The 11,431-nt window shown below is 38.9% G+C and carries 10 protein-coding genes and 1 tRNA gene; 4 read left to right on the top strand and 7 right to left on the bottom strand.

The window, feature by feature from the left end; genetic code table 11:
- Positions 1–10 precede the first annotated feature (10 nt).
- Positions 11–1,894, bottom strand: a complete 1,884-nt coding sequence (locus AACU95_RS01740) for an IucA/IucC family protein (protein ID WP_012367518.1) — start codon at positions 1,892–1,894, stop codon at positions 11–13.
- A 213-nt stretch (positions 1,895–2,107) separates the two neighbouring features.
- Between AACU95_RS01740 and AACU95_RS01745 the strand changes: the two genes are divergently transcribed.
- Complete coding sequence (locus AACU95_RS01745; protein ID WP_004247306.1) at positions 2,108–2,944, top strand: HpcH/HpaI aldolase/citrate lyase family protein; 837 nt, start codon at positions 2,108–2,110, stop codon at positions 2,942–2,944.
- Between the two features lie 70 nt (positions 2,945–3,014).
- Here AACU95_RS01745 and AACU95_RS01750 read toward each other — a convergent pair whose 3' ends face one another.
- The 4 genes from AACU95_RS01750 to dnaQ all read right to left on the bottom strand — a co-directional run bounded on the left by AACU95_RS01750 (position 3,015) and on the right by dnaQ (position 6,260).
- The gene (locus AACU95_RS01750) at positions 3,015–3,809 is read right to left on the bottom strand and encodes an ABC transporter ATP-binding protein (RefSeq protein WP_012367516.1); all 795 of its coding nucleotides are present in this window, start codon (positions 3,807–3,809) and stop codon (positions 3,015–3,017) included.
- Complete coding sequence (locus AACU95_RS01755) at positions 3,809–4,789, bottom strand: FecCD family ABC transporter permease (protein WP_223232014.1); 981 nt, start codon at positions 4,787–4,789, stop codon at positions 3,809–3,811. The genes AACU95_RS01750 and AACU95_RS01755 overlap by 1 nt, the downstream gene beginning before the upstream one ends.
- A gap of 513 nt (positions 4,790–5,302) precedes the next feature.
- Positions 5,303–5,379 (bottom strand) — tRNA-Asp (locus AACU95_RS01760).
- 122 nt (positions 5,380–5,501) lie between these two features.
- On the bottom strand, positions 5,502–6,260 hold the full coding sequence (gene dnaQ, locus AACU95_RS01765; RefSeq protein ID WP_161737154.1) for a DNA polymerase III subunit epsilon: 759 nt from the start codon (positions 6,258–6,260) through the stop codon (positions 5,502–5,504).
- Positions 6,261–6,325: 65 nt separating this feature from the next.
- Between dnaQ and rnhA the strand changes: the two genes are divergently transcribed.
- Positions 6,326–6,805, top strand: coding sequence for a ribonuclease HI (gene rnhA / locus AACU95_RS01770; protein WP_004244975.1), 480 nt, complete (start codon positions 6,326–6,328; stop codon positions 6,803–6,805).
- A 24-nt stretch (positions 6,806–6,829) separates the two neighbouring features.
- Here rnhA and AACU95_RS01775 read toward each other — a convergent pair whose 3' ends face one another.
- Positions 6,830–7,543: a class I SAM-dependent methyltransferase gene (locus AACU95_RS01775; RefSeq protein ID WP_004244976.1), complete on the bottom strand. Its 714-nt coding sequence runs from the start codon at positions 7,541–7,543 to the stop codon at positions 6,830–6,832.
- A 37-nt stretch (positions 7,544–7,580) separates the two neighbouring features.
- On the opposite strand from AACU95_RS01775, the gene gloB reads away from it, so the two are divergent.
- Together gloB and mltD are read left to right on the top strand one after the other, a co-directional pair.
- A complete protein-coding gene (gene gloB / locus AACU95_RS01780; RefSeq protein WP_004252479.1) occupies positions 7,581–8,336 on the top strand; it encodes a hydroxyacylglutathione hydrolase in 756 nt (251 codons plus the stop codon).
- 73 nt (positions 8,337–8,409) lie between these two features.
- Positions 8,410–9,744 (top strand): murein transglycosylase D, encoded by a 1,335-nt coding sequence (gene mltD, locus AACU95_RS01785; RefSeq protein ID WP_012367513.1) that lies wholly within the window; start codon positions 8,410–8,412, stop codon positions 9,742–9,744.
- Positions 9,745–9,832: 88 nt separating this feature from the next.
- On the opposite strand, the gene AACU95_RS01790 is transcribed toward mltD, so the two are convergent.
- Positions 9,833–11,431, bottom strand: a 1,599-nt coding sequence (locus AACU95_RS01790; protein WP_161737155.1) for an alpha-keto acid decarboxylase family protein, incomplete at its 5' end; no start/stop codon positions are given.

Below are 11,431 nucleotides of genomic sequence, written 5' to 3' on the forward strand. Positions count from 1 at the left end.
TATTATTCTCTCAGATCTTAGAGTTATCTACTTGTTCACCAGCTAACGGATTGTTAAGTCCATGCTGAAGACGGTAATCAGTATATTGCTGTAAATGCATGCTCATTAATGAGCGGGTATACCAAGGGTGGTGGAGAAAATGTTCACGCTCTTTGTGCCAAAAATCCGCCTCTACTCTGGGTTGAAGTGCTTTAAACACAAGTTCAAGCTCTTCGCCGATCACAGTCCATATGCGGGTATCAGGGATGTCATAAAGTTGAGTTAAACAAAGCGCAATTTCATGTAAATGGCTGACAAGACAAGCATCTACAACGAAGGTTCTGACAGGTTCAATATCATCTTCAAACACCGTGGGTAAAATGCCGGGCCAGATATAAGGTTGAAGCTCATATCCTTGCTGACGCAGTGCTGGAGCCCAACTGCGTCCATCACCAAAATCACGAATAAGCATGGTGACCGCACGACCGGAATCATCAAATAAAACTTGCGTATTTTGTTGGTGTGCCTCAAGGGCAATGCCATAAATTAAATACATCGCTAAAACGGGTTTCAGTATGACTTTGGTATAATTACGAAACCATGTTTCAGGTAAGTCGCCTGATAATGCGATCAGCTCGCTAATAAGGGGTTGGGGTTTATGTGGGAGCTCAGTAAATAATGATGCAACTGTGATAGCGATTAAATTATCGTTTCTTTCCCATGCTTGCGTATCACGAAATACAACCGAGAGAAACTTACCTTCAGCGTCATCCATACGCACGTTATGACGAAAATGCCACGCCACTTCTTCTCGGAAAAAGTCCAGCTTGCCATCAAAATCCTTATCCACCCGCAAAATATCCTCAATAATCGTACTAATACGTGGCCCCATATGAATAGATTTGGCTTGAAGGCTGCGCATTTCGCTAGTCATCCAGATAGCAACAGGTAATTTGATAAAGGGTGATCTAGATGCGGTAGGAAGCATGGTTCTAAACGACATGGATGCCGCGGTCTCAAGTTGAGGGCCTAATGGTAGAAGAATGCCTTCATCTATTTCTTTTGAGAAATGCGCAATGATCCAGTGTTCAAGATGCCAAGGATGCAGAGGAATAGGTAACCATTTTTGTGGGTTTTGATATTGACTTGTAAGCCACTCACACCATTTATTCCAAACGGTTGGAAAAGCCGATGAAAACCATTGATGGATATCCTGAATATGGGGCATCTTCTCACAATAAACCATATCGCTTTGTATGGCTGCGATACGCAGATTAACTCGTGCACCAAATTCAGCTGATAGTGCGACAATATCATCATCGCTTAAACCGGGTCTAGACTTCCAAGTTGGGTAATAAGAATGACCTTCAAGCGCACCCCACTGATCGAGAAAAGTTGCACCATCACGCCGACTGTAATGACGAGTTATCCATTCAATAAAACAAGATGTTCCCTCTTGTGCCATCTCATTAGAAATCGTATCCCGCCACTTTGACCGATGTGCTCTAGCTAATCGATCATTATGGATACTGTTTGCTACATCTTTATTGAATTTTGTCATTCCCTCCGTTGTAGGGGTGAAACTAAGTTCATTTTTCAGTATCCCCATAAGTTCTTCATGGGATTGCACCATTCGGTGGCGGCCATCCATTGATTTAAGGATAATATCACCGCGATTAATAACGGTATTTGCAGGAAAAACGGTCGTTTGATTAAATTGAAGGATATGTATCCCATCAGAAAGCGGGTACTTAACGTTATTTTCATCATTGAAAACTTGCAGTTTATTATCATCCAATAATTTTTCTGCAAAAAGACAGCGAATGATACGAGCAAGGGCATTACGTGTTGAAAAATCTGTTTGTATAGCAGTTTGTTGCCCTGCAATACTCTTTTTCTCTACCGTCTCCATCATTTTTCTCCCAAAGAAATAAGGCTTAAACAATTAATTTAAATTTATCTATCTTGGGGGGTTACTTAACCTTTTTTTACTTTTTCGAGCGTCTTGAAAAAGGTTGATGAGTAAGCTACCATCAGAAAATGATGATGTAAATAATAATCAATCTCATTCTCATAATTATTCGTTTTTATGGAAGATACATTATATTTATTACTAAGGTAGGTAAATATGAACGAAGAGATTAGCTATCTGTTTGTCCCTGCTAATAAAAAAGTTATGATTTCCAAAGCGTTAACTTATGGTGCAAATGCGATCATTCTTGATCTTGAAGATGCGGTTCATCCTGATGAAAAACCGCTCGGACGTGACAACATTCAAAATTGGCTAACGACAATAAATAACACCATCATTAACACCAGTATATATATCAGAATAAATCATCCTAAAGAGAAAGAATTTAAAAACGATGTTGATCTATTAAATTCATTAAATGAAACGCTAATGACAGGAGTAATGATCCCAAAACTGGAAGATGCGGAAATACTTTCCTATATAAAATCAAAACTTCATCTGGCTATATCAAAGCGACCATTTATAGGCATTATAGAAACAGCGCGTGGAGTGCACCATTGTGAAGAGATTGCCAATAGTGGTGTAACGAGATTAGCATTCGGCTCATTAGATTACTCACTAGATATTGATTGCCAACAAACAGCAGAAGCGTTGCTATACGCAAGAAGCCGAATCGTTATCGCTTCACGCATTGCCAACCTTATCTCCCCTATTGACTGTGTCACCCCTGAATTTTGCACACCTAATACATTATTAATGGACGCCAACCATGCTCGCGCTCTTGGATTTGGCGCTAAACTCTGTATTCATCCGGATCAAATAGATACTGTTAATAAGGCATTTAAACCTACTGAGGAAAAAATTAAATGGGCGCAAGAAGTGGTTAAGCAATCAACAGCCAGTTATGCTTTTCAGATTAATGGGGAGATGATTGATTTACCTTTAATAAAACAAGCCACGCGTATTATCAATGGTAAATATAAACCAAATTGAATCTATCAAAGACCACCCAAATAAGTATAGTCATCATATCAAATACAATTATTTGAGTGGTTTAAAAATGCTATATATCATTTATCCTCCCATCAATTAATACCTGTGGATGGCCTCTAGAGCATCGTTCAATACGGGCGCTAACGCGATAAACATCGGCGAGTATTTCTGGTGTGATCACCTCAGTTGGTAAACCATTGGCAACTAACTCCCCATTTTTAAGCATTAATACATACTCTCCATGGCGTAATGCAATATTAATATCGTGAACAACAACCACAGTAATCATATTACGTTTCTTGGTTTCTCTCGCGATTAATTCCATCACATGAAACTGATAATTAAGATCGAGTGCGCTAAGTGGTTCATCTAGCAATAATAAACTTGGTCGTCGAATTAGTGATTGAGCAAGCCCCACCAATTGTTTCTGTCCACCGGATAACTCATCAAGATATCGCATAGCTAAATGTGAAATTCCCAGTTGTTCTAATAGATCTATAACTTCATCATTCGCTGAATGAGAACGATGTTCACCTAAAGCTCGTCTTGCAACCAGAATTGACTCCAAGACACTCAAATGAACACCCGCAGGTAAAGTTTGTGGCAAATAAACCACCTGCTCTGCTCGTTTAGAAAAAGAGAGGGAGAGTAACTCATCATCACCAAGAAAAAGCTTTCCTTGTGCGCTATTAAGCCCAGCAAGCGCCCTTAACAACGTCGATTTACCACTGCCATTAGGCCCCAAAAGAACAGTAATTTTCCCTCGTGGAAGCAGTGAGACCGTTAATTCTTTAATGATTTCTCGCTTCGCATATCCCGTAGAAAACTTTTCAATACGCAACCCAGCATTCAATCCCGTGTTCATTATATTCTCCCGCGATGACGCAAAATGATACTAACAAAGAAAGGGATACCCACAAGAGAAGTCACAATTCCCACCGGAATAATCACACCAGATAAAAGGTTTTTGGAGACTAAAGAAGCTATCGATAATACCAATGCACCAATAAGGGCACTTGCGGGCAAATAAAAACGATGATCTTCGCCAAAAGTCATCCGAGCAATATGAGGAGCGACTAATCCAATAAAACCTATTGGGCCAACAAATGCTACCGCCAAGGCAGAAATGATGCTAATACGAAGTAATGTTGTTAGGCGTAAGCGTCTGACGTTGATCCCAAAGCTCATCGCACGATCTTCCCCTAGACGAAGTGCCGTCAGTTTCCAAGCATTCATCAATGACAAGGGGAAGATAATCACTAATACAACCAATAAAATGTATAACTTATCCCACGATGCCCGATTAAGGCTACCCATTGTCCAGAACACTAATCCCTGAAGCGTATCTTCGTTAGCGATAAATTGCATAATGGAAACAGCAGCATTAAAAGTAAACACTAACGCTATGCCAAAGAGAATAATTCCAGAGGTAGAAACTCGCATCCAACGTGAGATAAAGTCCAGTAACAACGTTGCCAGTAATGCGAAAATAAACGCATTAACTGAAATAAACCACTGAGCAGGAACCCCCGGAATACCAATCCCTAAAACAATCGCTAAAGCAGCACCAAAAGCAGCGGCAGAAGAGACGCCAAGCGTAAAGGGACTTGCCAGCGGGTTATTGAGTATAGTTTGCATTTCAGCACCCGCTAACCCGAGTGACATTCCAACGACAACCGCCATAAGGGAGTAAGGTAGCCTGATATCCCACACAATAACCCGAGTGCCAGCATCGGCAGTTTCTGGCGATATTAGTGTATTCCACAGTTCAGTCAGCGATAATCCTGAAGGCCCTAAAGTAAAATCAAGGATCAAAACGCTACATAACACGCCCCCTAATATCATTAAGTAAAAGAAACGACGAAGTATCTGTCGCTGATATTCCTTCACTACCCTTGCTTTTGTTGTTTTACTTGAGTGTTGTTTAGACGCTCTATTTTCGCTCATTGAATGTTAGCCTGTTAGTTACCCCACGCTAGGTATAAGAGAGATTATAGCAAGATAATGCGAATTAAAACTATAACGATAATAGTTACCATTATCGATAACAAAATATAATAGGTAAAATAAAGCTACCAATTAATATGAATTGCTCTTATTTAATAGCAAATAATAGTGGCGTTATAAATGGAGGTAGAAAACAGAGACAAAAGTAATAAACTTAGATATCTGTAATAGAAGACGTGAGTGTCGACAGAATACTGACTAAATGAGTTAATGAGTTAATGAGTTAATGAGTTAATGAGTTAATGAGTTAATGATACTATTTTTATTTTAGGCAAAAAAAACCGCATCAGCATAAAGCGATACGGTTTCTAATTATTTTGATGTCAGTTAATACATCAAAACGATAAATTCTGGCGGAACGGACGGGACTCGAACCCGCGACCCCCTGCGTGACAGGCAGGTATTCTAACCAACTGAACTACCGCTCCGCGTATCCTTTCGGACGAGATGAATATTACGAATCTCTTACCTTGTCGTCAACTATTTTTCTAACAAAAAGATGCGTTTGGATAGTTTTTAATCTCAACACTCTATTTATATCACTTTACCTTTATGCAGTTTCATCATTCGAAGCAGGAGCTGGACGCCATAAACAGTGGCCTCCTTTTTTCACCACTAAATCTAACCGAGCTTCGTGCGCAACTAACTCTTCTGCAGAGGCTTTTATTACTCTTAATCCACGCACTGGTCGTACAATACGTTGTATATCATCCCCTTTTTGCTCTTCGTTCGATTCACCTTCCATTGAAAAAGCTAATGCGGTTTGCCCACCGGTCATAGCTAAGTAAACATCAGCGAGGATCTCGGCATCTAATAATGCGCCGTGCAGTGTTCGTTTGGAGTTATCAATTAAATATCTGTCACATAACGCATCTAGATTATTGCGTTTGCCAGGAAATAACTCCCTTGCCATAGCAAGGCTATCGGTTATTTGGCAAAAAGTTTCTGTGAGAGGAATATCACGGTTAAGCTTCTGAAACTCATAATCCATAAAGCCGATATCAAACGAGGCGTTATGGATAATTAATTCTGCACCACGAATATACGCTAAAAACTCATCCGCTATTTCTGCAAATAAAGGACAATCTTCTAAAAATTCGTCACTGATCCCGTGAACTTCAAAAGCTTCAGGATCAACCAATCTTTCTGGTTTTATATAAACATGGAAATTTCGCCCAGTTAAGCGACGATTGATAACCTCAACGGCACCAATTTCAATGATATTATGGCCTTCATAGTGAACGCCCAGTTTGTTCATACCGGTTGTTTCGGTATCTAGTACAATTTGTCGTGTGATTGGAGTGCTCATAATCCGTTTTTATGTCAGACTTAGGGTTAATTTTTCGTATTACTTAAAAAGGATAAGTCGCCTTTATGCACAAGCAGGTAGAAATATTCACCGATGGTTCATGTTTAGGCAACCCAGGTCCTGGTGGTTATGGTGCAATTTTACGCTACCAACAGCATGAAAAAACCCTTAGTGAAGGTTTTTTTATGACCACCAATAACCGCATGGAACTCCTTGCTGCTATCGTAGCATTAGAAGCGTTAAAATTCCCTTGTAAAATTACACTGACTACGGATAGCCAGTATGTCAGACAGGGAATTACCAAGTGGATACATAGTTGGAAAAAACGCCAATGGCGTAAAGCAGATAAAAGCCCTGTGCTGAATGTTGATTTATGGAAGCGTCTTGATAAAGCCATTGAGCGTCATGAAATTGAATGGCATTGGGTTAAAGGTCATGCAGGCCATGACGAAAATGAACGTTGTGATGAACTGGCCAAAGCGGCCGCGCAATCTCCCACAAAAGAAGATACTGGCTATCTAGAAAGTCAACAAGATAAAACCTGAGAGTAATAACGGCAGATAGTGATATTAATCAGGTCGATTACGTGTAGCGCCTAAAACTCTGCCTTTTACACTCATACGCGGTAATGCAAACTTCATCGCGGTGGGTGTTAAAGGAAGCGTTCTTTTACGTGCTAATATTAAATTTAAACATCCCCCGACATGATAGCGCTTACCATCACGTTTTACGGGACGGGAAAATGGCATAATCTGGAAGTTCTGTTGTGTTATCACTTCATAATTAAGCACACTTAGCCAATCAACTTGGCGACGAAGTGAAAACATCCGACAATAATAGGGCTGTTTATGCCGTAAAATAGGCGTACATTTTCCTATACCTAATAGGCTGATAGGATTAAAACTTGATAGGATGATCCAACCGTCATCCACTAATACACGATCGGCTTCTCTTAATAACCAATGAGGGTCTGCACTGTAATCTAAAACATGAGCCATAAGACAGACATCAACCGATTTATTTTCAAATGGCAGATAATTGAGAGACGCCATAACATCTGTGTTTGTCGTCGTTGTAGTCACGTTAACTTGATGTGAGACCATACTGGATTTAGTATCGAGTTCAGCACTAAGTTGACCTAATTTAAGCATATGAAAACCGTATATTTTCGGCCACCAATTTTGTAATCGCAATTCAATTGCCATGCGGTAATATTCTCCCCAAGGAATATTACGCCAAGAGCTTGGCATACAAATTGGTTTTCCCGAACGCGCTGCTTTCATCGTTTAACCCTTTTATATTTATAAGTAAGGTAACTTTATGGAGCTTATCAGAATTCCCGCTTTATCCGATAACTACATTTGGCTATTAAGTAATGAAAATAGTGAATGTGTGATTGTCGATCCTTCCCAAGCCAAACCGGTTATAGACATCATCTCACAACGTTCATTAACACCTGTCGCTATTTTGTTAACTCATCACCACGAAGATCATGTTGGTGGTGTTGCTGGGTTGGTTAGTAAATATCCTAACATTGAGGTTTTTGGTCCACAAGAAACACAAACTAAAGGCGCTAATAAAATTATTCATGATCAAGAACACATTATCGTTGATTCTTTTTCTTTTTTAGTCATCGGAACACCAGGCCATACATTAGGTCATGTCGCCTACTATAGCGAACCTTATTTATTTTGCGGTGACACGCTATTTTCCGGCGGTTGCGGACGTTTATTTGAAGGTAGTGCACAACAAATGTTTAGCTCATTACAAAAGTTAATGGCATTACCTGATAACACCTTAATTTGTTGTGCCCATGAGTATACATTAGCTAACTTGACCTTTGCGCACCATATTATGCCAAAAAATCCTGATATTACCGATTATTTAAACAAAGTTACTGAAATGCGCCATCATTTGCAACCAACAGTGCCGATAACACTGAAAAATGAAAAGAATATTAATCTTTTTCTAAAATCTGACGATATTGATTTACAAAGAATTTTAGGTATAACTTCTAATACTTATGCTCCAATAAAGACATTTACAAAATTAAGAGAATTAAAAGACAACTTTTAGTTCCTATCGGTTGTTTTATTTGGGAACACTAGTATTATTTAGGGCAAAAAACACACAGGACTAATTTTCGAACATGAAGACAAAAGTGATTTTGTTCTCTATATTGCTATTGGCGGGTTGCCAGCAATCTAAGAGCATAAAACCCGATTTGTCTGCGATAACACCCACATCTTTAGGGACTTCAACTTCTTACCAACCACAATATGATATAAAAACCAATTTGTGGGGTTATGTAGTAAGTGAATTAAAAATGGATATCCCTGACAATGAAAGGATTTCGCAGCAAGAAACTTATTTTTTAAATAATCCAAAACATATACAAACCGTTGCATTACGTGCAGAGCCTTATATGTATTGGATTATTGAGGAAATAGAAAAACGTGATCTACCGATGGAGCTTGCACTGGTTCCGGTGGTGGAAAGTGCGTTTAATCCTCATGTCACCTCTTCAGCTAAAGCGGCTGGCTTATGGCAATTTGTCCCTGTCACAGCTAATTATTATGGTCTAGCACAAAATCAATGGTATGACGGTCGCCGTGATGTTGTCGCTTCTACTAATGCAGCCTTAGATTTGCTTGAACGCCTTTACATTATGTTTGATAGCGACTGGCCTTTAGCATTAGCCGCTTACAATGCGGGCGAAGGTCGTGTTATGCAAGCGATAAAAGCTAATGAAAGCAAAAATCTACCTACCGATTACTGGTCACTTTCATTACCCAAAGAGACCATGAATTATGTGCCTAAAATTCTCGCCTTAAGTAAAGTTATCCGTGACAATGAAGCCGATATCACTTTCCCGAAAAGTAACTATCGCGATAAATCATTAGCCGCAATTGATATTGGCGAACAGATAACATTAAGCAAAGTCGCTGAACTTAGCCAATTACCTATTACAACCGTAAAAGACTATAACCCAGGCTATAAGCGCGGGATCACCGCACCAAATGGCCCTCATGTTATTTTGCTTCCTCGTAATAAACTTGCGCAGTTCCAAAATGCGTTTGCTGACGAAGCGATTTTAAAGACCATCCGTTTAGCGGTCGCTAAAGCCAATCAGTCGATTAAACAAGAAGGTATTTATAAAGTCCGCTCCGGTGATTCTTTTTATGCCATTGCTCGACGTTATAATATGAGCGTAAAAGAGCTACAACGACTCAATGGATTAAGTGCAAAGAGTACCCTATTAGTTGGGCAAACATTAAAAATTCATAATGCAGGTAGTGTGAACAATCGTCCGACAGGCAAACCAACCGGCGCTTCACCAAGTTACTATAAAGTTCGTCAAGGTGACTCTTATTACAGTATTGCTCGTCGTCACAATATTAATCTTAAGCAATTAATGAGCTGGAATGCTGATATCAAGATGTTAAAACCGGGAACGCAATTAACGCTTTACTTAAAAAAATAGTTTTTAGCGCCTTGATAAACAGTTAACGCCATCTAACTATCGAGCGGATAGTTAGATGGCTGTTTACTTTATAACATTTTAATACCCATCATTTATACTGATTAAGCAACGCAATAAATTCACTGATTGGCTCCGAATAGTCATGTTTATCCATATCAAGTTCAACAAGGCACAGTTCATCTTGATGCACTTTTAATAAAGGTAATACGGTTTCTAACGCTTCTAGACTATCCACTTTCACGCTATAAGCATCACAATTAAATAGCTCAGGTAACTGTGAGTAATTCCAGTTTTGGATATCATTAAAGGTATCTTTAGGCCCGTAAAAGATCTTTTCAAATGCGTAACCTTGATTATTAACAATAAAAATAACGGGATTGAGTTTTAAGCGTAATAAAGTAGAAAGCTCTTGTGCAGTCATCTGAAATGCACCATCACCAATAACAACAAAGGCACGTCCTTGGTTTTCTAATGCAAGAGTAACACCTAATGCGGCGGGTAAAGTATAACCAATGGATGCCCAAATATTACTGACCACTAATTGACTGTTACCAGAAAATATATGATTAACAGCACATAAAAAAGCATTACCTGCTTCAGCAAGAATAACCGAATTATCATCAAGGACTTTATCTAACAGAAGAGGAATAGAATCTATTTTTATCAGTCCTTGCCAATCAGGCGGTACTATTTTTTGCGGTAGTAACGCTATGTTGTGGGGATAAATATAGTCAAGGGCTAATAAGGCGTTAGGCATATCGAGTAAAGAAACGCCATAAATCTTCTCTTCCTCTATTAAGCTATAAGTATCATAAAATTGATAGCAATTTTGTGTGGGAACGTCGAAGGTAAATCCCGCTGTATTAACTTCATCCCAACTCACCCCAAGACTAATAATTAAATCAGAATTTATAATATAATCTAAACCTTGTGGATTAGATAATTCACCAAATAATATTCCACCATACTGTTGACGCCCTTCATCAACAACCCCTTTACTTCCCCATACAGTAAAAAACGGCAGATTAGTTTTTTCTAATAAATTCTCAACTTGTTTTCTTAATTGGTAACGTGATACTTGTTCGCCAATAATAATACATGGTGATTTTGATTGCTTAATTTTATTTTCAAGAAGAGTAATAACTTTATTTAAATCGTCGGGATTACTTTGAGGTAATGTTAATTGTAATGGTAACTTTGGTTTATTAACTTTCATCACACCGACATCCTCTGGTATTAATAAATAAACCGGATATCGATAACGCCACAATGTTTCTAATACTCTATCAATTTCTTCCGTCGCATTGTGATATGTTAATACAGCCGTTGTTTTTGAAATATGACGATACATTTTTTCAAAGGCATCAAACCTACCCGTCGCTAAACAATGATGTAATGTTTTTCCTTTCTCTTGCTTTGACTGAGAAGGCGCGCCAACAATATGAATAATGGGAACCTGCTCTGCAAATGCGCCAGCAACACCATTTATCGCACTTAACTCCCCCACTCCATAGGTTGTACACAGAGCAGAAAAACCTTTGATCCGTGCGTATCCTTCACAAGCATATGATGCATTTAATTCATTACATGCGCCTACCCATTGAATATCTTTATCATTATCAACAACACCAATAAAAGGTAAATTATAATCGCCGGGAACACCAAAAATAGTTTTAATTTCTAACTC

Origin of the sequence: Proteus sp. G4415 (assembly GCF_963896075.1) — a bacterium.
GTDB lineage: Bacteria > Pseudomonadota > Gammaproteobacteria > Enterobacterales > Enterobacteriaceae > Proteus > Proteus mirabilis.

What these genes read in the sequence shown, in the direction of transcription:
- AACU95_RS01740 (WP_012367518.1), bottom strand. Translation starts at nt 1,894, where the DNA reads ATGATGGAGACGGTAGAGAAAAAGAGTATTGCAGGGCAACAAACTGCT.
- AACU95_RS01745 (WP_004247306.1), top strand. Translation starts at nt 2,108, where the DNA reads ATGAACGAAGAGATTAGCTATCTGTTTGTCCCTGCTAATAAAAAAGTT.
- AACU95_RS01750 (WP_012367516.1), bottom strand. Translation starts at nt 3,809, where the DNA reads ATGAACACGGGATTGAATGCTGGGTTGCGTATTGAAAAGTTTTCTACG.
- AACU95_RS01755 (WP_223232014.1), bottom strand. Translation starts at nt 4,789, where the DNA reads ATGATATTAGGGGGCGTGTTATGTAGCGTTTTGATCCTTGATTTTACT.
- dnaQ (WP_161737154.1), bottom strand. Translation starts at nt 6,260, where the DNA reads ATGAGCACTCCAATCACACGACAAATTGTACTAGATACCGAAACAACC.
- rnhA (WP_004244975.1), top strand. Translation starts at nt 6,326, where the DNA reads ATGCACAAGCAGGTAGAAATATTCACCGATGGTTCATGTTTAGGCAAC.
- AACU95_RS01775 (WP_004244976.1), bottom strand. Translation starts at nt 7,543, where the DNA reads ATGAAAGCAGCGCGTTCGGGAAAACCAATTTGTATGCCAAGCTCTTGG.
- gloB (WP_004252479.1), top strand. Translation starts at nt 7,581, where the DNA reads ATGGAGCTTATCAGAATTCCCGCTTTATCCGATAACTACATTTGGCTA.
- mltD (WP_012367513.1), top strand. Translation starts at nt 8,410, where the DNA reads ATGAAGACAAAAGTGATTTTGTTCTCTATATTGCTATTGGCGGGTTGC.